The sequence below is a fragment of the Radiobacillus deserti genome (assembly GCF_007301515.1).
GTDB classification, from domain to species: Bacteria; Bacillota; Bacilli; order Bacillales; family Amphibacillaceae; genus Radiobacillus; species Radiobacillus deserti.
Map to the genome: position 1 here is coordinate 3,322,231 of NZ_CP041666.1, position 24,796 is coordinate 3,347,026.

Genomic DNA, 24,796 nt, shown 5'->3' on the forward strand with positions numbered 1-24,796 from the left:
TTATGAAAAAAGCTTCCCCCATGGGAAGCTCCTTCTTAATAAACCCCTCTTATATGCGGGTGAATACTTTCCTTATAAAAATCGCTTAAACGAGTTAATTCCTCTTGAGAGTATCCTTTTTCGTTTAATGTTTCTAAGTTATCCTCTATTTGCGCAACGGTTTTAAATCCTGGAATCACACAAGAAATCGCGTCATGTTCTAGAATCCACTTCAATGCAGCACGAGTCATGTTGCCTCTGCCTTCTGCAATCCATTCTAACTGCTGTGCGAGCTCTACCCCTTTGTTAAATTCTACTCCAGCAAACGTTTCTCCGACATTAAAAGCATCTCCGTCTTTGTTGAAATTACGGTGATCATCGGATTCGAATTGATGATTTTTAGAGAACTTACCAGTCAGCAATCCACTTGCTAATGGGACACGAGCTAGAATTCCTACTCCTTTTTCCTTGGCTCGTGGGAACAACGTTTCTACTGGCTTTTGACGGAAAATATTAAAAATTACTTGGAGCGTACTTACACCTGGCTGTTCTAAACAGAATAAACCTTCCTCAACCGTTTCTACGCTAACACCGTAATGTCGTATCTTACCCGCTTGTTTCAATTCATCAAGCACTTGAAAGACACTTCCATCCTGCAAGATTTCCATTGGAGGACAGTGAATTTGGTATAAATCCAATGTATCTCTTTCTAGTCGTTTCAGTGTTCCATCTAAAAAAGCTTCTACCGATTGTTTACTATACGTATTCGGATCATAAATATCTCCAGCCCGACAAAACTTGGAAGCTATGTATATTTCGTTTTCCTTGCCTTTTGTTGCCTTCGCAAGTAATTCTTCAGCATGACCAGATCCGTAAACATCTGCTGTATCAAAAAAGTTTACTCCAGCATCCATGGCACGCTGTAACCCTTTTAAAGCCTCTTCATCACTGGAAGAACCCCAAGAGCCACCAATAGCCCATGTCCCAAAGCTCACTTCGCTCACGTTTAACCCTGTACTACCTAATTGACGATAATTCATGTTCCATTCACCAGCCTTGTCTATAATAATTTAAGTATGCCATGAACATGTATGCGTTAACAACTTATCTGCATATAAAAAAATCCCTCATGAAAAATGAGAGATTTTCATTCCATGCTCAATCCGTTAAAGAAGTGACTCTGCTCCATCAATATAAACTTCCGTTCCAGTAATATGACTAGATGCATCTGAAGCGAGGAATGAAACTAATTGAGCTACTTGCTCTGGGCTCCCAGCTTGGTGCTCCAGCGGTTGACTTCCTTCTGGATACTCTACAGGAATCTTAATTTTTTGGAGTTCTTCTTTTTCTGGAAATGTATTTTTACTAATGTTTGTCTGGATAGCCCCTGGACAAATCATATTTACCCTTATGTGATACCGAGCTAACTCAAGTGCTGCCATTTTTCCAAAAGCCATTTGTCCAGCCTTCGAGGAGCTATAGGCAGACATACCAAAGCCGGAAAAGCTGCGATTCCCGTTTATTGAGCTTGTCATAATAATACTGCCACCTTGTTCCTTTAGATACGGAATGGCATATTTCACGGTCATAAACGTACTTTTTAAATTCGTCGTTAACGTCTGATCCCAATCCTCTGGCTCTAGATCCTCGATGGGGGCTACCTTTCCGTTTATACCTGCATTCGCAAAGACTATATCTAAGCGTCCCCATTTTTCCGCCACTTGACGAATGCTTTCCTCTACACGTTTTGGATCCGAAACATCTGTATCGGTAATCATGGCTTGGCCACCTATATGTTCAATCTCTTTTTGGACTTTTTCCGCATTTTTCTCTTTCAGGTCCACTAACCCTATATGGGCACCTTGTTTTGCTAATTCGATAGCCGCCGCCTTTCCAATACCAGAGCCGGCACCAGTTACAACCGCCACTTTATTATGTAGACTTCCTGTCATAATAAGTTCCCTCCTAACCTATTTGTATAATTAGTATGGGAAAATGGCTTATGATTATTCAAATAACCGATGGGAAAACACTGTTTCTTAATCGGATAAATGGTCATTTATGATATGTCCTTGGAAAATACCTGAAACGAGGTCTGGAAAATGGAAGTATTAGTCCAGCTTGGTATAATCCCTCTTACTTTTGTTTGGGATACGATTTATCGTTAACAGGTGGAGAACGTAATATAGCTGTATTTTTTAAATGGTTCTTCACTCTGCAATAGTCTACGTCCTTGTACAAAATTTTAAAGACCATACGTTTATCCGGATTAAGATTGCTTGTATAACTCATTTTTTCCAAGCTAATCAAAACGGAATGCTATCTTCACGAAGGCATTCCGCTTTATTCATATTATTTAACAGTTGTGTCTAGTGGGGTTAAATGCGCTTCAATTTCTTCTCTGTTTCCCTCTAAAAATGGCGGTAGTGCTACGGCTTCTCCTAAATGCTCTGGGTCTTCATCTGTTGCAAAGCCTGGTCCATCTGTTGCTAGTTCAATGAGTATTCCATTCGGTTCTCTAAAATAAAGCGATTGGAAATAGTAGCGATCGACTAAACCAGAGTTGGGAAAACGGCGTTCCTTTACTTTTTTTACCCATTCCTCTAACTCAGCTTTATCCTCCACCCGTAATGCGACGTGATGAACACTCCCTCTACCTGGTCGCTCTGGTGGTAAATCCGTTCGTTCCTCTACTTGAATTTCTGCACCTGTTCCCCCTTCTCCCACTTGCAAGACGACGATGTCCCTCTGACCATGAATAGTGGAAGGATACGTACCTACTTCCTCAAATCCAAGCAAGTCCTTTAGCACATCAATCGTTTTTTCCGCTACAGGTACCGTTAATTTAACAGGACCAAGTCCGGTAATTCCTTTATCCTGTGGAACTGGGCTCTTCTTCCATGGAATTCCGCCAGCTACTCCTTGGTTCGTCTCATCGGATACAAGCACTAAGCGCTGCCCCTCATGATCACGGAATGGAAGTATATTTCTACCAAACTGCTCTGATATGCCAGCATGATTTATGTGGAGCTCCTCTAATCTATTTTTCCAATATTTCAATGCCTCGTCGTTAGCGACACGCAAATAGGTTGCCGAAATACTGTTATTCCCTTCATACGTATGTCCTGCTCTTTTGATTTCAAAGAACGTTAAATCCGTTCCGGGATTTCCAATTTCATCTGCATAAAACAAATGATACATACTTGTATCATCCTGGTTCACAGACTTTTTAACCAATCTCAATCCTAAATCCTTTGTATAAAAATCGTAGTTTTCTTTTGCCTTAGCGGTAATGGCTGAGACGTGGTGGATGCCTTTAATTTGCAAAGCAATCCCCTCCTTTAGCCTGTTATAAATATCTTGAATTCAAGATTTATTGTAGTGCAGGGGTAATCATTTGTCAATAAAAGGTTCTCCCTATTAGCTTAGAACTATTCAACGAAAGGAATTGCTTCTGGATTTTTTATGTAATCGATAAGGTAGCGCTGGCTTTCAAATATTGGTTCAGGCAAATCCCGCAGAGAAAAAAAGACATTATCCAACGTTTCATCCCCTTGTTTGAGGAGCTCTCCTTCATAGCTTCTGCACTGAAACCATATTTCAACAAGCGAAACTCGGTCCCCATTTTTCAATGTTTTTTCTACACCAGAACGTATTCCGAATAGCGATAGCTCTTGAAGACGTAACCCTGTTTCTTCTTCCACTTCTCTTCTTGCCGTATCCTTAATTCGCTCCTGTAATTCCATATACCCACCCGGAAACCCCCAGCTACGAGAATCCTCTCGAAGCTGCATGAGTACGTTTCCTCGCTGATCGAAAATAATCGCACCTGCTACCACCATAATGACTTGCTCACTTCCAACCATGGAGCGTAAATGCTTAATATAGTCCATTACTTTGTCCCCCTTTATTTAGAGAATTAATCGCTTTAGTATATTTTCATGCATGACCTATTACGACCTAATATATAGAAAAAGTCCCTAAGATAGGGACTTTTTTTACCGACTAAAGAACGCTTCAGCTTTCTCAAGATATACTTCTTGCTCAGGAGATAAATCATATTCCTCTTCAATGGCATCAACTGGGCAAACAGCTTTACATGCGCCACAATCAATACAAACATCTGGATCTATATAAAACTGATCAGGACCTTCTACAATACAATCAACGGGACAAACCGTCATGCATTCTCCTGCTTTTTCATCCTTACACGGACTTGTTATGACGAACGCCATACGTATCCCTCCTATCTCTGGATGCTTATCCTCTCGTACCTATTACATAACAGGATGGCTACCAGATGCAAGTAATTTGCGTTAATGAGCAATAAAGTATTACCGTTTCTTTTTCCGTGGTATCCTTTTATTACATAAACGAGTTAATCAAAAGAATATATATAATAAAGGAGAACTTCTATGTCTAGAATCTATATCATTCATGAAAATGACGACTGGACACAGCATCTTACAAAAAGATTGGAAGAATTAGAGCTTCCTTACGAAACATGGCATATGAGAAATGGGGTTGTTGACTTAACAGAGGTTCCACCCGATGGTGTCTTCTATAACCGAATGAGTGCTTCCTCACATACGCGAGGAAACCGTTATGCACCAGAATTAACAGCTGGCCTACTTGCATGGTTGGAGCAGTATGATCGAACAGTTTTTAATGGGAGCCATGCCTTAGAATTAGAACTGAGCAAAGTAAAGCAGTATGCAGCGTTAGAAAAAAGTGGGGTTCGTACACCAATGACCGTTGCAGCGGTTGGCAAAGAAAACATTCTAGAGGCTGCTAAAAAACTAGGGAAGGTTCCGTTTATTACAAAACACAATCGTGCCGGAAAAGGATTAGGTGTTCAATTGTTCTATTCCATCGAAGGCTTGCACTCTTATTTAGACGGAGACGATTTCGAAGAGCCTGTGGATGGAATTACATTAATTCAGGAGTATATCGAATCTCCAGAGTCGTTTATTACGAGAGCAGAGTTCGTTGGTGGAAAATTTGTTTATGCGGTTCGCGTTGATACTTCAGAAGGCTTTGAGCTATGTCCTGCTGATGCATGCCGCATAGACGATGCGTTTTGTCCTGTAGGAGAGCAAGAAGAACGACCTATGTTCGAGATTGTGGAGTATGTCGACCAAGCGCTAATTCAAAAATTTGAATCCTTCCTACAAGCAAATAAAATTGACGTAGCAGGAATTGAATTTATTACGAATGCAAAAGGAGAAACCTTCGCTTACGACGTGAATACAAACACGAATTATAATTCAGAAGCTGAGGCGAAGGCTGGAAAATACGGCATGCTTGAGTTAGCGAAATTTCTTGGAAATGCACTAGAGAAAGAAACTTCAAAATCATAACACATAAAAAGACGTTCCAATCTATTTTAGATCGGAACGTCTTTTTCATTCAACCATATTAAAAAAGAAAGTTATCTGGATCTGGACCTACTCGTTCATCTTTATTCAAGTCATCAATTTTCTTCATATCTTCCTCCGATAGTTCAAAATCAAAGACATCTGCATTTTCCACAATTCGATGCTCTTTGATCGATTTAGGAATCGTTACGACACCACTTTGCAGATCCCACTTAATAATAATTTGCGCGACGGATTTATTATATTTTTGTGCGATTTTTTCAAGGGTTGGCTCTGATAATAGCTCCCCTTGTTTTAATGGAGACCAAGCCTCTAATTGAATGTTTTTACGAGTACAATATTCCCTTAATTCTAGCTGCGCTAGATGAGGGTGAAATTCTACTTGATTGACCATTGGAACGATTTCGGCATCCTCCAAAAGGTCTTCTAAATGATGGATATGAAAATTACTTACTCCAATCGCTTTCACCTTTCCATCTTTGTAAAGCTTTTCTAATGCTTTCCAAGTCTCTTTATATTTGTTGGAACCTGGCCAGTGAATTAAATATAGATCTAAGTAATCTAATCCTAGTCTTTCTAAAGAAGCATCAAATGCCGCAAGTGTTGTCTCGTAGCCTTGATCATCATTCCACACTTTTGATGTGATAAAAAGCTCTTCGCGAGGAACACCAGCTTCTCTAATTCCTTGCCCTACGCCTTCTTCATTTTTGTACACTGCTGCTGTATCGATGCTTTTATAGCCATTTTTAATAGCAGCTTTTACAGCGTTAACTACTTCATCTCCATCTTGAACTTTAAAAACTCCAAGACCTAACCAGGGCATTTTCACACCATTATGTAGAGTCGTTGTATCTTGCAAATTAGTAGGCATTTCACATTCCTCCTTAATCTTTCTACCTTTTATTTTCTCACATCCATATTGGGATGAAAAGTTAATTGCTCGCCAATAGAAATGGTTCATGTCAGATTATTAACGTTGGTTTGGGCGTTTTTATCGTTCAGATTTCCTATATTATCGCCCTTATTATTTTCTAAACTCTTATCATAAATTTATGAACGCTCCTCTCCCGTTTATTAACGTTCAGACAAAAAACCAGACCTATTAGGTCTGGTTACACATTTCTATTCCTTAACAAGCTCCGAATCCTCAGCGCTTTTAGGTACTTTTGCCGGCGATGTAATATTCTGCTCTGCTGCAAGTTTTTTCGCAATCTGTGGAGCATTCCACAATGTCGGAAGCATTAAGATAGATACCGGAACTGCTGTTACGACAATAGAATTTTGAATAGCGGATATACTGTTTTCCCCAATCGAAAGAAGAACAACGGATAACACACCAAATATCAACACCCAGAAAACACGTATCCAACGCTTCGGTTCGTCACTTCCAGTAAGCGTCACAGCAACTGTGTATGATATAGAATCAACCGTCGTGGACACAAATACGATGGTGACAAATAAGAAACCAATCGCTAACAATAAGCCTAGCGGTAGCTGATCCATGATGGACATAACTGCTGCCGGCATTCCACCTTCACTTAGTGGTGTTGAAATGGAGCCTGGAGTTGTTAATTCCGCTTTAATCCCTGTTCCACCTACTACAGTAAACCAGAAGTTCGTCACGAGTGGAGCCACAACAGATACAGCCAAAATGAGCTCTCTAATGGTTCTTCCTCTAGATATTCTAGCAATGAAAATAGCCATCATTGGTCCATACCCTAGGAACCAACCCCAGAAGAACACCGTCCAATACCCTAACCATGCTTTATCCCCTTGGTAAAGCGCCATTGTAAGCATATTTTGTATGTGAAAACCTTCTGCAGAGATAAACTTATTTAAAATAAACATAGTCGGTCCAACGATTAGTACCACTAATGCTAGCAATACTGTTAATCCAACATTTAAACGACTAAGAAATTGAATTCCTTTGTCGACCCCTGTTGCAACGGATATTGCTGCAATCACAACAAGCGCTGCAATGACAATAATGTTTGTCGTTAGTGTATTTGGAATCCCAAATAATGAGTGAAGACCATAACCAACTTGCAACCCTAAGAACCCAATAGGACCCATCGTACCAGCCGCTACCGCAATGATTGATACGATATCAGCTGCACTACCAATGACGCTTTTCTTGAAGATTCTCTCGCCAAAGATGGGATATAACATCGCTCTTGGTTTCATAGGATACCCTTTATGATAGTGAACGTACATAATAACAATTGTCGCAAGTGTTCCAAGAATGGCCCAGGCTAGAAAGCCCCAATGCAGGAACGATTGTGCTAATGCCGGCTCCACTCCAGCCATTGTAGAAGAATGATCGGTAAATAAAGGGGGATTGGTAACAAAATGATACATCGGTTCGGATGCTGCCCAAAAGACTCCACCACTTGCTAACAATGTACAAAGAATCATTGCTACCCATTTAAAATAGTCATTTTGAGGTTTTTCTAACTTTCCAAGCTTCACTTTTCCATACTTTGAAAATGCTAAAATAAGTCCAATTACAAAATTTCCAAGTAGTAATAGCTCCCAATACGAACCAAATAAATTAGCTGAAAAATTAAAAGAGCTGTTAATCCAGCCTTCCACCATACTTAAATCATAGATGGATAAGGCGACAAATACGAGTAATAAACCTCCACTTATCCAAAAAACGGGTCGGTCCATTACTTCCTGTTTCATTCTCTGCTTCACTTTTTTCCTCCTAGTAGGAGCAAGTGACCACAATAACGTCTCTTTTCTCTCTCTGTGTCTGTTCATTGTAGACAATCTGATGATGTAGGAATTATTCATAATACCACGGAATAATATTCAAGCCCTAAACATCGGCTTGCTCAAAAAATTTGATAATACCTATTACCCTTTTCTAAGATAACCTAAACCTATCCGTTTAATGCCTGTTTATCAGACATAGTTTTTCATTATAAGGGTATGTCCATGAACCGTCAAATTATAAAAAGGAAAAAAGCAATAAACTCAGATTGAGCTTATTGCTTTGGATAGTACGAATGAACCTTGTAATGCTGGTAATATTCCGTTGGTATGTCTTCAATAAAACGATTATATGGCCCAAGAGAATATACAGTTAGTGCATGCATCGCACGTGTACAGGCTGTATAAAATAAATTTTTCTCTAACTCCGTTTCATATTGATCGTTGGAGCCATCAAACACAACTACTGCATCGAACTCAATTCCTTTTGCCAGGTAGGCTGGAAGGACAACTAATCCTTTATGAAACGTAAATGTCTCCTCGTCTATCAGCTTGACCGGTAGACTAGATTGTAGTCGATTATAGACATCCAGACTTTCTTCCTTCGTTTTACAAATGACCGCTATCGTTTGATATTCCTTCTGCCATTCCCGAAGATGATTCACCAACATTTGATTTCTCGTATATGGATCATCTACTTCATATACTTTTGGCTTTTCTCCATCTCTATTAAAGGCTTCTATCTCGTCTCCGTTTGGCATAAACGATTTTGTGAATTCTACAATTGGCTTCGTAGAACGGTAGCTTCGTTGTAGCGTAATTCTTTCCTGTTTTTCCTCTACCCCGCTTGTCAGCAAAGTGTCCGAGTGAAGCGCATGTGCGTAAATAGCTTGATTAATATCACCCAAAAGTGTCATTCTACTGTTTGGATAGATTTGCCTAAAATAAGCAAACTGAAATGGGGAGTAATCCTGTGCCTCATCAATAAACACATGTTGAATCGCAGCATTTTCTCGGAATCCTAACAATTTATCTTGGAAGTATAAATAAGGAGTTGCATCTTCCCATGTTAAGGATTTACTTTTTAGCTGTTCCAGTGTTAAAGTCGCTATCTCATCCCATAGCGGTTCTTCCTCCACACGGTACTTTTCCAATTCAAATAATTTGGCATAGGTTTTCCGAACATCTAAGAAAAAGAACCGTTTCACTTTCCGTTTTAAAGGCTTTAATTTATCAGACACAACCTTTTTACGAAGCAATTGTTCCTCACGTGCATAGTTAAAGAACGGATCGTCGGAGTATTCGTCCTCATCCTGCATTTCCTTATACACCTGGAGAAAATCTTCTTTATCTAGTAGCTGACTTTCCTCTAAAACCCAATCTTCTTTCCGTTCTTTTTCCTCAAACACTTTTATCTTTTCTAACAACCACTTAGACACTTCTTCCAGACGATTTGGAATGGACATCGTTCGATCTAAGGAATAAAAATAGTCTCTAATCTTCGCACTAGAGATAAGCTTTTCTCCACGGAAGCTAATATTACGGAACTGAATTCCTTTTTTCTCTAAATCATTTACGTAATTATCAATTAATTGCTTATGATTCAAGCTTGCTTTCCACTGAATGCCAGCCAACCGAGCTTCATACTGTTCCTCGTCTGATTTAGTTAAATAATACTCCATTTGATCAAATGGAGACTCGATTGAATATTGCTTTCCAAGACGCTGAACTAAATATTCATGAAAGGTGGTTTGTTTCATATTTTCCTCGCCTAATTCTGGTAATACAGTTGCCACATAACTGTTAAATAGAGGATTAGGAGAAAATAAAACCATGTTTTCCGCAGAAAGCACTTCTCGATATTTGTATAGCAAATAAGCGACACGTTGCAGAGCAGCGGATGTTTTTCCACTTCCAGCTACACCCTGAACGACTAAAAGCTTACTTTTTTCATTTCGTATAATTTTATTTTGTTCTTTTTGTATTGTGGCCACGATGCTTTTCATTTTGGTATTCGCATTATTACCTAGTACGGCCTGTAATAAATGATCTCCAATCGTTAGCCCTGTATCGAACATCCCTTTAATTTCTTGATTACGTATGATGAATTGTCTTTTCAACGTAATCTCCCCTCGGATAGCACCATCCATCGTTTCATACTGTGCCTCACCTGGTGGGTAGTCGTAATACATACTCGAAATCGGTGCCCTCCAATCATAGATTAGAAAGTCTTCATCATTCTGATCCATCATCGAGGCAATCCCTATGTAAATCGATTCCGATTCGGATTCCCCCTCTTCTTGAAAGTCTATTCTTCCAAAGTAAGGAGACTCCTGTAATCGTTGCAATGTTTTAAGCTGTTGACTTAATTGACCATGACTTCGTTCTCGTTCAGATAAAAACTCAGCTTGTTGCTTTAAGCTGGCCTGTGTTTCTATCACATCGTCCACTTCATCCAAGTTTACGGTGACATCATCCCAGAAGTTTTTACGCAAATCGATAACTCTATCTTTCAAGTCACTTGCTCTACCTTTTATCTTCTTTAATTTTCGCTTAATTTCATGGATGACAAAACGAACGCGTTCCTGCTCCTCCTGCCAGTCTTTATCTGATTCTGCCACAATGCACACCTCGCTTTTAACACTAACTAATTGACATGATAAACAAATATGTGTTAAAATTAATTCGGGTATTTTTACTTTTTTTAATATTGACACAATTTCCATCTACTATCTTATCATTATAAAACCGAAATGTACAAGATTTTGGAAGGAACAGCCACCTGTATATGCACAGGCGGCTTTTTTATTTTATATCTCTATTTTAGCCCAAATTCCTCGGCTAACAAACGGTACCCTTTTCGTTTTACATCAAAGTCGTACACCATACTTGCTAGCATAAACTCACTGGTCCCATAACGTTGCTTCCACGCCAGTATCTGCTCCTTAATAGTAGATGGAGCTCCTACCAAAACCTTCGCTCGGTTTTCCTCGATAAGTTGTTGATCGAAGCCACTAAGTCGATATTGAGCAGCTTCCTCCGGTGAAATTACTCCCTCTATTTTTTCCCCTTTTGCTACTTTTAAAAACTGAATATCATAACTTTTTGCTAACCATTCTGCTTCTTCATCGGTATCTGCACAAACAAAAAAGAAGGCTACTAATGATTTCGGACGCGTTTGTAAAGCAGAGGCTTGGAAACTGTTTTGATAATGCTGGACAACACCACTTCCATCCTGTCCACTTATGAATTGGGCAAATGCATACGATAAACCGTGAGAGGATGCCAACCCAGCACTACCTCCACTAGACCCTAACACCCATATCTGTGGGTGAGTAGTAATCTCTGGCATCGCCTTCAAACCAGGGAATCTGTGATTAGGTTGTTGCGAACCTGTCAAATAGTACATGAGATCTTCCACTTGCTGCGGAAAAATATCTCCGTTCGTTTGCTTATATTCTTGTAAAGCTGCTGTTGCAATTGGAATTCCACCAGGTGCACGACCAACTCCCAAGTCAATTCGATTCGGGTATAACGCTTCTAACAAACGAAAATTTTCCGCTACCTTATACGCACTGTAATGTGGAAGCATCACACCCCCAGATCCTACCCTTATTTTTTTCGTATGGGCTGCAACATGCGGAATCATGATTTCCGGACTAGAATGCGCCAAGCTTTCTAGGTGATGTTCGGACATCCAGAATCTATGGTAACCGAGTTCTTCTACTTCTTGAGCTAAGCGTACGGTTTGTGATAATGCTTCTCTTGCTTCGCTTCCTTTTGAAATAGCTGATTGATCCAACACACTTAATTGAATCATCCCACCCCTCCTCCGTTTAAGCTCTTCTATATTTTAGTGTCTGAATGTGGATTTCATGCATTATTTGTGATTCTCTCTGTTTGTGTTTCTACTAATTCTGCATAGAAACCCGCTTGATTCATAAGTGACTCATGATTTCCTCTCTCTATAATCCTACCGTTCTGTAATACAAAAATTTGATCAGCATTTCTTACGGTATTTAATCGATGGGCAATGACAAAACTAGTTCGTCCCTTCATTACACGAGATAAAGCTTCGTTAATGGCCAATTCTGTAATCGAATCAATCCCACTTGTTGCTTCATCTAATATTAGAATAGATGGGTTCGCTAGCAAAACCCGGGCGATGGAGAGCAGCTGTCGTTGTCCATGACTTATCCCGGCTCCATTTGAATAAAGAACGGTATCATATCCATCGGGAAGATTGTTTATGAAGTGATGCGCATTCGCATTTTTAGCAGCCTCTACTACTTCTTTATCCGTTGCATCTAACCTTCCATATCGGATATTTTCCCAAATGGTCGTCTCAAACAAATGAGCATCCTGTAACACAACTCCAACCTGGTCGCGTAAATTACTTTTGGAAAATGTCTGAATGTCTGTATCATCTATTAATATTTGACCTTGTACAGGATCGTAAAAGCGGCTAATTAATGATATTATCGTCGTCTTACCAGCCCCTGTTGGTCCAACTAATGCAATGGTCTCACCTGGATTCGCTTTAAAACTAATTCCTTTTAGGACTTGCTCACCCTCATAAGCAAAGGAAACGTCACGAAATTCTACTTTTCCAACAATCTCATTCATAGCCTGATAGTCAGACTCTATCTCCTCTACTCTTTCATCTAGTATTTGAAATACTCTTTCAGCCCCTGCAACTGCTGATAAAATAACATTGAACTGGTTTGCCAAGTCATTTAAAGGACGCGTAAACTGTCTAGAATAGGCGGTGAACGTTACGATGATTCCAATAGAAACAAGTCCTTCAAATCGAATGGCAAAAATCGCTCCGACACCTACGATAATCGTGAAGCTTAGGTTATTTAATGAGTTCATTAGCTTCGGAATAAAACCAGAATAAGTTTGAGCCCAGTAACTAGCATCTCTTAATGCGACATTTTGTTTTTGAAATTGATTCATGACATACGCTTCCTGTGAATACATCTTTACAATTGTATGACCAGATAACGATTCCTCGATAAAGCCATTCATTTGACCGAGGTGACGTTGTTGTTCTTTAAAGAACTTTCCAGTTCGGTTCGTAATCCACTTCATACCCATAAACATGAGAGGCACAATTATAATCGTCAATAACGTTAATAAAGGGCTCAACCATAGCATTGCGGCCAGTGTTCCCACAATGGTTAATACACTAGTCAACACTTGGATAACCGTCGAATTCAATGTACGACTAACATTTTCAATGTCATTGGTCACACGACTCATCAATTCCCCATATTGCCTTGTCTGGAAAAAGGCCAACGGTAATTTTTGCAGGTGGGAAAATAAATCATTTCGCATAAAGTAAATGGTTCTTTGTGCAATAGATACCATCCATACACCTTGTAGCCAGCTCGTCAAAGACTGTAAAACAAATACAACCAACAATAAGATGAATAGCCGGATTAGCTCCTCCATAGGAGATTGTTGAACTAGTTCATCCACAGCAACCCCTAGTAAGTATGGGCCTACCAATGATAAAGCGGAACTAATCACGACAAACAAGATGACAAAGAAAAACAGCCTACGGTCGCGAGACATATACTCCCATAATCTTAGCAGTGTACCCTTTACATCTTCTATTTTGGGTGGCTTCATCTTCATACCCCGATTGGCATGCGGATGGTTTCGAACATTGGAACTCCAATTGGTGGTGTCTTTCTGTTGATTATTCGCCACTTGCATAAACCCCTTTTCCAACTTGGGATTGATAAATTTGTTGATAATAAGCACTGCTTTTTAACAGCTCTTGATGCGTTCCTTTCTCATGAATCTCTCCATTTTTCATCAATAATATTTGGTTAGAATCCTTGACCGAACTCACCTTTTGAGCAACGTTGATTACCGCACATTTTCTTTTAGCAAGCGCCGATAAGACCCTTTTTTCCGTTTGGGCATCCAGTGCACTTGTACTGTCATCCAGCAACAAAATCTTAGGTGCTCTTACAAGTGCACGGGCTAAAGATAAACGTTGCTTTTGTCCACCAGATAAATTAACTCCTCGTTGTCCGATTTGCGTATCATACTGTTGGGGTAGCGTCATGATAAATTCATGGATAGAAGCATCTTTTGCAGCCTCTATTATTTCCTCATCTGTGGCATCATTTTTTCCCCAAAGTAGGTTATCTTTAATCGTTCCAGAGAAGAGGTGTGCTTCTTGAGGAACCATACCAATTTGCTTGCGAATATGAGCTGGATCTAACTCTTCCATCCGAACCCCATCCAGCAATATTTGACCAGAAGACGCTTGAATCAGGTTCGGTATTAGTTGTAATAAAGAACTCTTACCAGACCCTGTTTCCCCTAGAACACCAACTGTCTCACCTGGTACCACCTCAAATGAGACATTCTTTAATACATATAGATCCTTTCCTCCATACTGAAAGGAAACTTGTTGAAACGTGATACCACCTTGCAAGGAGAGCTTCTGCTTCTCTGTCACAATACTATCTTTCGGGAATTCAACCAACACTTTTTCAATCCGTTCCGCAGATGCCTTTCCACGTGAAAAGGTTAATAGTAGGAATGTAAACACACCAAATGCCCCAAGAATTCGAGTTGCATAATTTATAATGGCAACAATGTCACCTGTTTGTGCATCGCCAAAGCGTAATTGAATGGAGCCTACCCAAAGAATCGCAACCATCGTTACATTCAGCCCTAACATCACGACCGGCATCGTATATTCCATCAATCGAAGGGCTTGTCGATTACTTTTTTGGAGGGATTCATTCTCTTTAGCAAATCGCTCTGATTCATAAGCACCTCGATTAAACGATTTCACCAAGCGGATGCCAAATAGATTCTCTCTTATCACTGTATTTAATCGATCTAGCTTTTGTTGAACCATTCCAAACATACGGACGCCTTTGGTTAATAAAACAAACATAATGACCAATAAAACCGGAACAATGGATAATAAAATCCAGGCTAGCGGTACATTAACGGTAAAAGACATCACCATCCCACCTAGAATGAACAAAGGTGCGCGTAGCATAATTCGTACACTTGTAAATAAAAACGCTTGGATTTGGGTCACATCGTTTGTCAATCTTGTAATTAAAGACGACGTCGTAAAACGCTGAATCTGACTCGTTGAAAAAGCTTGAATCCTATTATATAAATCTTCTCTTAAATCATAGCCCGTGTATTGGCTTACTTTGGAAGCATAGAAAGAACTAATGATTCCTGCTGCGAATGCGACAACGGATAGCACAAGTAAAATGGTAGCCCAATCCAGAACAATATCCATATCTCTCTTTGTAATCCCGTCATCCACCATAATCCCCATTATAATTGGTTGTACGAGCTCAACAGCTAGCTCTACTACCATTAAAAAGAGGGCCAAGAATAATGCAAACTTATAATTTTTCACAAATGATAAGACAGTCTTCATGTTCGTTCCTCCATAGACGCAAGAAGTAAGTTCATTATATAAAATTGCTAAGAAACTGTATATTTACAAGATTGGCTTTCTTCACTGTGTGCAAATTTCTTTCAACTGAGAAGCTGATTCGATAAGATAATACTTAGTGTTTCGAAATAATTTTCGAAAGAAGGGATAGTATCACCCAAGAGCAAACCGCGAAACGTAATGTAAGCATCATGTGGTTCGCCAACTTCTTTATCGCGGGAAGTATTACGATGGTGTTGCCATTTCTGGCTTTATATATAGAAACCTTAGGGAATTTCTCTAAACAATACGTACAAAACTGGTCCGGAATTGTATTTGGGATTACCTTTGTTACTGCATTTATTTGTTCGCCATTATGGGGGAAGCTGGGAGATAAGTACGGAAGGAAATATATCCTTCTGTTATCTGGAGTGGGATTAGGTATTTCCGTTCTTTTAATGGGCTATGTGACGACCGTATGGCAGTTATTTGCGTTACGGCTGTTCATGGGCGTGTTTACAGGGTTTATTTCCATGTCACAGGCTTTGATTTCTACCCAGACTCCGAAGCACGTAGCAGGAAGGGTACTGGGAACATTGCAGACAGGAAGCATAACAGGAAGTTTGATGGGGCCAATGATCGGTGGATATATAGCTGATATCGTTGGTTATTCTACTACCTTTAAAGGAGTATCCTTTTTCCTCTTTTTTATCTGCAATGTTAGTCCTCTTCGGCATTCACGAACAAAAAATAGAACCAGAAGAAGACTCAAAAATGAGCTATTCCTCGAAGGAAGTGCTCCTTTATATTATTCAAAGCCCTGTGTTATTAGTCGTTATGATTATCTCTATGTTTGTACAAATCGCCCACTTTAGCATTCAACCGATTTTATCACTCTATGTTTCAGAATTACATGGACCCATGAACTTAGCCTTGTTTTCTGGTATTGCTTTTTCGCGCAGGACTAGGAAATCTAATGATGACAAGATGGTGGGGAAAGCTGGCAGACAGAGTCGGCTATACCAAAATACTGGTTACACTGCTCATGATTGCAGCAGTTGTTTATTTTCCAGCAGCCTTTGTTACGAACATTTGGCAGCTTGTCATTCTTCGCTTCTTTCTAGGCATAAGTATCGGGGGAATCATTCCGGTGCGAATTGCTTATATCAGACAAGTAGCGCCAATCGCAATGCAAGGAGAAGTATTAGGATATAACACAAGCATTCGCTTTTTTGGAAACTTCATCGGTCCAATCATGGGTGGAGCTATCGCAGGATTTTACGGATTCTCTGCCGTATTTTTCATTACGAGCTTTTTACTATTCATAAGTGGACTCGTATTACTAGCCGCAATCCGCAAGCAACCAAAATCAATTACTAGACATAGAGAACAAACCAGCTAAGGATTTTCCCTAGCTGGTTTTCTCTTTCCATAGTTGTTCGATTAAAATAACAAGTCCCGTTCCTAGCAGCAGCCCGTTGCTTGCAAGGTTTTGAACTAAAGATGGTAGTCCAGCAAATACTTCGGAAGGTAAAAACATCGTTCCAATTCCAATTAAATAAGCCACACCTACAATTGTAGTTTTACGGGAGTCTAATGGTTGGCTCGTAATATTTCGGAGCGCTAATCCCACGAGTTGAACAAAGGTTGCCATTAAAGCTGCGTTAGCAATCGGCGAAGGGATCCCTGAAATAATAGAAACAATAAGCGGAAAAAACGCAATAATCACTAAGGTGACTGACGCAATTAAAAATGGCAGTTTCCTTTTTTGTCCAGTTAAGCTGATAAAGCCTGCAGAGGTTGCTAGGGGCACATTGGCAACTGCTGAAAACATACCAGCTAAACCGTGGTTAATCCCTAATAAGGAAGTCCCTCTATTAATCTGCTTCCCTTGAGAAGCCTCCTCATTTCCAAGAGACTGATTGGCCGCCACCACAGATGCAACGACATTAGATATAAGAATAACGGCTGTGATAAAGGCAATTGGGATCGAATTGATGTCCAAGTTGGGATTTCCCCATGCAAACAGCTCGGGGAATGAAAATATAGAGGATTCTCCGTCCGCTTGATGGAAACCGAAGACGAATACGTAAGCAATCCAGCCAATGATGATCCCAATTAATACAGCATAACTGCTTAGCCAGCCTCTCGCAAAAATAGAAAGTCCTAATACGGTTAAAAAAGTGATAAAGGCAAGTAATGTTTTAGTTGGTTGTATGGATTCAGATCCATCCTGAAGACCGAGCATCCCCTCTAGGAATGTTCCGCTTAGTTGAACTGTTAATAAAATAAAGAAGGTTCCTGTGACTAACGGGGTGAAAACAAATAAAATCCTTTCCGTCAGCTTAAATATACCGAATAAAAACAAAAAGACTCCCGTCCAAATCATCGTTCCTTCCACAAGCTGTAAGGTTTCCGTCGCAGTAGCACCTTGCTGTACACCCGTAATCGACATAACGGTAAATATACTAATCCAAATTCCAGCTGGTCCTTCCATAATCGGTAATCGGTGACCAAAAAGACCTTGCAAAAAAGACGCGACCCCTACGACAAAAAAGGTTCTTTGCATGAGCCCTGCGACTTCTGCAAAGTCTAAACCGTATATGGCTCCTATGACGATAGGCATTGCAACGGAGCTTGCAAGTAAAAAGATAAACCACTGTATGGACTCCATTATCGTCGTGGTAACTGGTATTGTTTGCTTTGGTTGTTGCATATGTACTCCTTCTCTCTATATAAATAAGAAAAAGTCACCACGAGATGGTGACTTTCCTATTTTACATCGAATAGATGGTTTTATCATCCAAATAGACTTTTCAATCCATCGATAATGTTTTGGAAAAAGTCTTTAACCCCTTGCCAAAAGCCTTCATCATTCGCTACCTCTTCCAACTTACTACGTATATCTCCTGCAATATCATCTAGCTGACTTTTTACATTATCAAAGTTTATATTAATGGAACGCATTTTATCAAACAACGCAACTAACCGAGCGATATCTTCATCGTTTAAGTCTATGTTTAAAGTGGCGAGTTGGTCTTTCACTATTTGTTCGATTTCTTCCTTGCTAGCAGGGTTTTGATCCGCAATAGCTTGTTTGATTTCAGTCAAAAGCTCACTGACCTTTTCTTGATCAACTCCACTTTGTTCCGCAAGCTGTGTAGCTACAGATAACTCTTCATTTGCTACTTCCATTCGGTCTTTATCTAAAGATTCACCATCTACATTGTACGCTTTATAAATACCAGTTAAGGCTGAATGGCCACTAACCTTTAACGGGGAAGCAACCTCTACCACTGCATTTTCGATACCTGCAGTTAATAAAGCATTCGCATACATCTCATTTGTTACTTGCGTAATATTCTCTTGGTTTACAATGTTAATAACTAAGCCATTGCCTTCTTCTTTACGAGTTATTTTGGCAGAGGAATACATGTTAGAATTTGGATCTCCATCGATAAACTTCACTAAATCTTCTGCCGTTACGATAATTTCATTTACGGTAGATGGGTCATCAATATCTAACAAATTTCTAACCTCTTGCTTTTGCTCTTCAGACAAAGATTCTCCATACACAACGATTGGCAAGCCAAACTTTTCATTAATTCCTTCATCTCCATTACCTGTACTTGCAAGCACTGAAGTTGGCACTTGAATGATAGCTGTAAATAGTATAGCCATTATAAGACATGCACTTAATAGCTTTCGCATCGTTATTAGCTCCTTTTTATATACCATGTTCTTCTTATATTCGTTTTAATTATACCCTCCCATATAGACGATCTAACAGAGGAAAAAGTTTCTTTCCATGTTAATTTTTCATAAAAAAACATGCGATTTCAACCGAAATCACATGTTTCTAGTGCTTATTTGTTTTTCACCGCTACAACATCCATTTCGATACGAACGTCTTTTGGAAGCTTACTTACTTCCACTGTCGCCCGCGCCGGATATGGCTCTTGTAAAAAACCAGCATATACTTCATTGATTATGGCAAAGTCCTCCATTGAGGTTATGTAAATTGTAAACTTTACAACATTTGAAAAGGACAGTTCCGCTTCTGTTAAAATAGCTTGAAGATTTTTCATTACTTGTGCTGTTTGCTCTTCAATCCCTTCTACCACTTCACCCGTATCTGGATTAATCGGGATTTGCCCAGATACAAAAACAAAGTCTCCTGCGTCAATCGCCTGTGAATATGGTCCAATCGCTTGTGGTGCTTTATCAGTATGAATTGCTTTTACCACGTAAATACCTCCCAGTTCTTTTTGCTTATCATATCACACGTTATCCCTTGCTTGCTCCCCTTTTAGAGTTTAACGACGTTACGTCCAGTTCCTCTTCCTTGTAATAACGTATCAAAGGTGCTCGGAAGGTCGCTCAAACGTATCTCTTGCACGAATTCCTTTAGATTTTCCGGCTTGAAGTCCGTTGCTAATCGTTCCCATAATGGTTTTCTTGTTTCCATTGGACAATAAACAGAGTCAATTCCTAACAGATTTATCCCTCGCAGAATAAACGGGTAAACGGACGTTGGAACGTCCATCCCAGCTGTTAATCCACTAACAGCAACGGATCCTCCGTACGCAATTTTTGTTAGTAAAGCAGCTAACGGCTTCCCTCCAACTGGGTCGATAGCAGCTATCCATTGTTGCTTGCCTAAAGGTTTAATGTTTCCATCAAATACTTCTTCTCGAGAGATGACTTCAGCTGCGCCAAGTTCTTTTAAATAGTCATGAGATTCTTGTTTTCCAGTGCTGGCTACAACATGATAGCCACGTTTATTTAAGATGGTAACAGCAATACTTCCTACCCCACCTGTTGCACCGGTTACTAGTACTTTACCTTTATCAGGGGCTAATCCGTTATCTTCCAGCCGCTGAACAGATAGAGCTGCAGTGAAACCAGCTGTTCCTAGCGCCATCGCTTCTAATGTAGTGAGTCCTTTCGGTAAAGGCACAATCCAATCTGCTGGGATACGTGCATATGCACTATACCCCCCAAAGTGTGAAACACCTATTTCGTAGCTGGTCGCGATTACTTTTTCTCCTTTTTTGAAACGAGCATCTTCGGATTCTACCACTTCACCAGCTAAATCAATGCCTGGTACCATTGGATACTTTTTTAATATCGGATTGTTCGGCATCTTTGTCATTGCATCCTTGTAATTCACGCTGGAATACTCCACTTTAATGAGTACCCCTTCATCAGGGAGATCCTTCTTTGAAAGCTTGTCCACCTTCATATCGAATTCTTCTCCATTTTGGTTTACGACTAACGCTTGAAATTCATCCATTGCGCACACTCCTATTCTCCTATGTATGGAGTAGCACACAACAAGTGTGCTACGAATTAATTTTAAATTTTACATCACTATGACGATAAATCGTTTTAAAATCTTGGTTATCTAATAGATTCTTATATAAATCTTCAGGGGAAAACCATAGAAAGTCATTTTTAAACTTATAATTTGCCCCTTTAGCATAGCTTAACCAGACTAGTTTAGAACAATAAATGTATTCCCAAGGATTCTCGAGTTCTTGGATAGCCATAAAAGAAAAGGTTGGCTTATTTTTGCCTTCCTTAATATTCTGTTTATAATCCTCCAAGTATTGTTCGGCATACTTAACGGCTTGTAGCCCCATTTCCTTGGAGATTGGTCTGAACTGCGCGTGAACTGGATGTTTGTCTAAATATTGTTGAATGGTGTCCTTCCGAATCGCTGGATATCCACCAGGAGATTCAATGAGATATTCGTCATCCACAACAATTGCCGAATGTCCGACATATCCAGTTATATTTTCGTTTAGATTATCACTTGCCACTAATATATCTCCAGCACGGAAATTTCGTTCTATATCACTTAAATCTCTAGCTCCTGCCACCTGCAGTGAATATTGTTCCGCAATTGGCATTGGATCGACAGCCCCTAGACGATAACCAACAACCATTAAATGATGCTCCCCAGGCTCCAACCAGGATACATCCAAATAAAACTGTTGGCCATTATGAAAGGAAGCTACAAGATGATAATCGATATAGACACCGTAGTGATGTAAAGGCAAGTTAGATATTTTTTGAATGGAAAGCTTTCGACCATCTTGCATTACTTTAAAATGCTTTTGCATATTTATCACCCTGTATCAGGGTATTCAAGTACTGTGTTAGGTGTTCATCTATATCTCTAGTATAAGGGATTATGATATTCCTCTATAACCATATGCTTTGTCCACATTGTTAAGACCGGGGAAGGTGTGCTATAGATGAGCCAAATAATAAACCCCGAACTACACTGTTACTTGTGTAGTTCGGGGTTTATTATCACTAAAACACAATCGTTTTATTTTCATGTACAATCACTCGATCCTCCAAATGCCATTTAACAGCCTTGGCCAACACACTTCTTTCAATCGATTGTCCAATCTTCTTAAGTTTTGCTACATCATCACGATGATCAACGCGACTAATATCTTGCTCGATAATCGGACCTTCATCTAAATCATTCGTCACGTAGTGAGAAGTAGCTCCAATCAATTTCACTCCTCGGTTGTACGCACGCTCATAAGGCTTTGCTCCTACAAAAGCAGGTAGGAATGAATGATGAATATTGATAATACGATTCGGAAGCTCTGCAACAAAATCGGGTGTAAGAATTTGCATGTATCTGGCCAAAATAACAAAATCCACCCCGTATTGATTTAATAATTGGAGCTGTTGTTCTTCTACCTGTTTCCGAATGTCTTTGTTCGCAGGAATATGATAGAACGGAATATCTAGAGACTCTACAAATTCTCTTGCATCCTCATGATTGCTAATCACAAGCGCGATATCCGCCATTAAATCGCCACTTTGCCATTCCCATAAGAGCTCTAGTAAACAATGCTGCTCTTTAGATACAAATATGGCAACCTTTTTCGTTTCTGCGACAAACATAAGCTTCCACTCCATCGAAAATGCTTCTGCAATTTGTCTAAAATCTTCCTTTATCTCTGATTGACGTTCCAAAAGATTTGGACATTCAAACTCTATTCGGATAAAAAACTCTCCGCCTTCCGGATTCATCGAATATTGATTAGATTCAATGATGTTTGCACCTTTTCCAAAGAGAAACTTGGACACAGCCGCAACAATTCCCGGTTTATCCGGACAACTGATTAGCAATCTTGCTTTGTTTTTATTTTCTGCTTGAAATTCATCGATTTTACGTTGAATATATGCTTTCATGGAAAAACCTCTTCTTGTGGTAATATTCTTTATACTTTATTCTAATCACTCTTTTTATGCAAGCAGAGAGACAGAGGAATCTCCGTCTTTCATACCACACTTTTTAAGCAGAATATAAATTGGTCGATTTCCTCTGTCGAGACTGTTAGTGGAGGTAACACTCTTAGTACATGCTGCCCCGCTATTAATGTGAGAATGTGTTGCCTTTGCAAGGCTAACACTGTATCTATCGCGTTACCTTCTAACTCAATACCTATTAGTAACCCCTTGCCACGAACATCTTTAATGATGTTTCGTTCCTTTTGTAGTTGTTTTAATTCGCTAAAAATATAGTCGCTTTTTACTTTGACTTGTTGTAAAACCGCCTGTTCTTCTATATAAGTTAATGTTGATAACCCCGCCGTTGTGGCGACAGGATTCCCACCAAACGTACTACCATGTGCACCTGGCCGAAACCCCTTTGCCGCTTCATTTGTAGCAATAATGGCCCCTATCGGAATTCCATTTCCTAATCCTTTCGCGACACTTACAACGTCTGGACGTATTCCATATTGTTCATAAGCAAATAAACTTCCCGTTCTCCCAATCCCAGTCTGTACTTCATCTATCATGAGAAGAATACCGTGCTCTTTACAAATTGCCTCTAACGCTTTCACCCACTCAACATCTGCTGGTATAACTCCACCTTCTCCTTGCACAAGCTCCAACAGAACGGCACAAGTTTGTTCCGACACAATCTGCTCTAAAGCAGTAAGGTCGTTGTAAGGAAGATGACGAAAACCTGAAACAAGCGGAGAAAATCCTTTTTGGATTTTCTCTTGAGCGGTTGCAGAAAGAGTAGCCATTGTTCTCCCGTGAAAGGAGCTCGTGAACGTAACAATTTCGAATGCATTTGATTGTTTGACCGTTTGCGCGTAGCTTCTAGCCAGTTTTATGGCCGCTTCATTAGCTTCTGCTCCACTATTACAAAAGAAAACTTGATTACCGAATGTAGTATCTACTAGTTTTTGCGCTAACTGTTCCTGTGAAGGTATCTCAAAGAGGTTGGAACAATGCCACAATTCAGAAAGCTGACTTTCCACTCGCTGTTTGACGAATTCGTTCACGTGCCCTAGGTTACAAGTTGCGATTCCTGAAGTGAAATCTAAATAGTGTTCCCCATCTTGATCCCAGACCGAAGTACCTTTCCCTTTTGACAGTCGGATCGGAAATCGATTATACGTCGGTATTAAAGCCTCTTTCCAGGCATTATCTGTTAGACTCAACATACTCCATCCCTTCTTTTCCCAAGTAAAGCCGTGTTCCAATTGCCTTGCCTTCTAAAAATTGCTGTAAGTTGTTCGGTTCAAGTCCGTTCACAATCGCAACTTCCGGAACCCCTTTCTCCAAGGCGTCTATCGCTGAAAGTACTTTTGGAATCATTCCGCCAATGATTACTTTCTCACTTATCATGTCCTGTATTTCTTCACGAGTAGCTTCATGGACGATGTTTTGGTTCTTATTATAAATACCGGATATATTACTAATAAAACAAAGGCGAGCCTGTAAAGCCTGTGCAATAGATGCAGCAGCCACGTCTGCATTAATATTGTATTTTTGACCATTCACGTCCATCGAAATTGGCGAGATTACCGGGATTAAACCTAGATTCGTTAGTTGTTCCACATAGGATGTTTCAACTTCATGAATTTCTCCTACAAATCCTAGAGCTTTCACATTTGATGCTGGTTTTGCTTTTAAAAAACCACCATCTACGCCGCTCCACCCGAACGCTTTACCTCCTGCCTTTGCAATTTGTTGAACCATTTGTTTATTTACAGAACCACTCAATGCCATTTCAACAACTTCCAACACTTGATTAGTCGTAACACGAAGTCCTTGAACAAACTGTGTTGGAATGTCTATTTGGTCCAGAAGATTGGTGATGGATGGTCCTCCTCCATGTACAATCACCGGTTTCCATGCCCCTTCTTTTTGAATAGCTACAAGGTTTTCGTAGAAAGAATCTGGAAGTGAATCTACAATACTACCACCACATTTAATAACAACATAGCTCATAACGATTCCA

At 39.8% G+C, this 24,796-nt stretch carries 20 protein-coding genes and 1 pseudogene; 2 read left to right on the forward strand and 19 right to left on the reverse strand.

Features of this window, described 5'->3' with window-relative positions; all coding sequences use genetic code 11:
* Positions 1–35: 35 nt before the first annotated feature.
* The 5 genes from FN924_RS17435 to FN924_RS17455 form a co-directional block, all read right to left on the reverse strand.
* Positions 36–1,019, reverse strand: coding sequence for an aldo/keto reductase (locus tag FN924_RS17435; protein WP_143896693.1), 984 nt, complete (start codon positions 1,017–1,019; stop codon positions 36–38).
* A gap of 126 nt (positions 1,020–1,145) precedes the next feature.
* On the reverse strand, positions 1,146–1,931 hold the full coding sequence (locus FN924_RS17440; RefSeq protein ID WP_143896695.1) for an SDR family oxidoreductase: 786 nt from the start codon (positions 1,929–1,931) through the stop codon (positions 1,146–1,148).
* Positions 1,932–2,331: 400 nt separating this feature from the next.
* Positions 2,332–3,306 (reverse strand): ring-cleaving dioxygenase, encoded by a 975-nt coding sequence (locus tag FN924_RS17445; RefSeq protein WP_143896697.1) that lies wholly within the window; start codon positions 3,304–3,306, stop codon positions 2,332–2,334.
* A 104-nt stretch (positions 3,307–3,410) separates the two neighbouring features.
* Positions 3,411–3,872, reverse strand: coding sequence for an NUDIX hydrolase (locus FN924_RS17450; protein ID WP_143896699.1), 462 nt, complete (start codon positions 3,870–3,872; stop codon positions 3,411–3,413).
* Between the two features lie 105 nt (positions 3,873–3,977).
* On the reverse strand, positions 3,978–4,214 hold the full coding sequence (locus tag FN924_RS17455) for a ferredoxin family protein (RefSeq protein WP_143896701.1): 237 nt from the start codon (positions 4,212–4,214) through the stop codon (positions 3,978–3,980).
* Between the two features lie 180 nt (positions 4,215–4,394).
* Here FN924_RS17455 and FN924_RS17460 point away from each other — a divergent pair, with 180 nt between their 5' ends.
* Positions 4,395–5,339: an ATP-grasp domain-containing protein gene (locus tag FN924_RS17460; protein WP_143896703.1), complete on the forward strand. Its 945-nt coding sequence runs from the start codon at positions 4,395–4,397 to the stop codon at positions 5,337–5,339.
* 58 nt (positions 5,340–5,397) lie between these two features.
* On the opposite strand, the gene FN924_RS17465 is transcribed toward FN924_RS17460, so the two are convergent.
* The 6 genes from FN924_RS17465 to FN924_RS17490 all read right to left on the reverse strand — a co-directional run bounded on the left by FN924_RS17465 (position 5,398) and on the right by FN924_RS17490 (position 15,507).
* Positions 5,398–6,228: an aldo/keto reductase gene (locus FN924_RS17465; protein WP_143896705.1), complete on the reverse strand. Its 831-nt coding sequence runs from the start codon at positions 6,226–6,228 to the stop codon at positions 5,398–5,400.
* Between the two features lie 251 nt (positions 6,229–6,479).
* On the reverse strand, positions 6,480–8,042 hold the full coding sequence (locus FN924_RS17470) for a BCCT family transporter (RefSeq protein WP_194709730.1): 1,563 nt from the start codon (positions 8,040–8,042) through the stop codon (positions 6,480–6,482).
* Between the two features lie 305 nt (positions 8,043–8,347).
* Entirely contained in the window at positions 8,348–10,693 is a 2,346-nt protein-coding gene (helD, locus tag FN924_RS17475; protein ID WP_228409501.1) for an RNA polymerase recycling motor HelD, read from the reverse strand.
* Positions 10,694–10,890: 197 nt separating this feature from the next.
* Complete coding sequence (locus FN924_RS17480) at positions 10,891–11,892, reverse strand: LLM class flavin-dependent oxidoreductase (protein ID WP_143896711.1); 1,002 nt, start codon at positions 11,890–11,892, stop codon at positions 10,891–10,893.
* A 53-nt stretch (positions 11,893–11,945) separates the two neighbouring features.
* Positions 11,946–13,796, reverse strand: a complete 1,851-nt coding sequence (locus tag FN924_RS17485) for an ABC transporter ATP-binding protein (RefSeq protein WP_143897279.1) — start codon at positions 13,794–13,796, stop codon at positions 11,946–11,948.
* Entirely contained in the window at positions 13,780–15,507 is a 1,728-nt protein-coding gene (locus FN924_RS17490; RefSeq protein WP_143896713.1) for an ABC transporter ATP-binding protein, read from the reverse strand. The genes FN924_RS17485 and FN924_RS17490 overlap by 17 nt, the downstream gene beginning before the upstream one ends.
* 209 nt (positions 15,508–15,716) lie before the next feature.
* On the opposite strand from FN924_RS17490, the pseudogene FN924_RS17495 reads away from it, so the two are divergent.
* Positions 15,717–16,906, forward strand: a pseudogene (locus tag FN924_RS17495) (MFS transporter).
* 9 nt (positions 16,907–16,915) lie between these two features.
* On the opposite strand, the gene FN924_RS17500 reads toward FN924_RS17495, so the two are convergent.
* The 8 genes from FN924_RS17500 to argB form a co-directional block, all read right to left on the reverse strand.
* A complete protein-coding gene (locus FN924_RS17500; protein ID WP_143896714.1) occupies positions 16,916–18,220 on the reverse strand; it encodes a purine/pyrimidine permease in 1,305 nt (434 codons plus the stop codon).
* 83 nt (positions 18,221–18,303) lie between these two features.
* Positions 18,304–19,215, reverse strand: a complete 912-nt coding sequence (locus tag FN924_RS17505) for a DUF1002 domain-containing protein (RefSeq protein WP_143896716.1) — start codon at positions 19,213–19,215, stop codon at positions 18,304–18,306.
* A 155-nt stretch (positions 19,216–19,370) separates the two neighbouring features.
* Complete coding sequence (locus FN924_RS17510) at positions 19,371–19,751, reverse strand: RidA family protein (protein ID WP_143896718.1); 381 nt, start codon at positions 19,749–19,751, stop codon at positions 19,371–19,373.
* Between the two features lie 62 nt (positions 19,752–19,813).
* Entirely contained in the window at positions 19,814–20,800 is a 987-nt protein-coding gene (locus tag FN924_RS17515; RefSeq protein WP_143896720.1) for an NADPH:quinone oxidoreductase family protein, read from the reverse strand.
* A gap of 49 nt (positions 20,801–20,849) precedes the next feature.
* Positions 20,850–21,632, reverse strand: coding sequence for a C40 family peptidase (locus FN924_RS17520; protein ID WP_143896722.1), 783 nt, complete (start codon positions 21,630–21,632; stop codon positions 20,850–20,852).
* A gap of 196 nt (positions 21,633–21,828) precedes the next feature.
* Entirely contained in the window at positions 21,829–22,728 is a 900-nt protein-coding gene (gene purU, locus FN924_RS17525) for a formyltetrahydrofolate deformylase (RefSeq protein ID WP_143896724.1), read from the reverse strand.
* Between the two features lie 89 nt (positions 22,729–22,817).
* Positions 22,818–23,996, reverse strand: a complete 1,179-nt coding sequence (locus FN924_RS17530; protein ID WP_143896726.1) for an acetylornithine transaminase — start codon at positions 23,994–23,996, stop codon at positions 22,818–22,820.
* Complete coding sequence (gene argB / locus FN924_RS17535; RefSeq protein WP_143896728.1) at positions 23,977–24,786, reverse strand: acetylglutamate kinase; 810 nt, start codon at positions 24,784–24,786, stop codon at positions 23,977–23,979. Before argB ends, FN924_RS17530 begins: the two co-directional genes overlap by 20 nt.
* Positions 24,787–24,796: the final 10 nt, after the last annotated feature.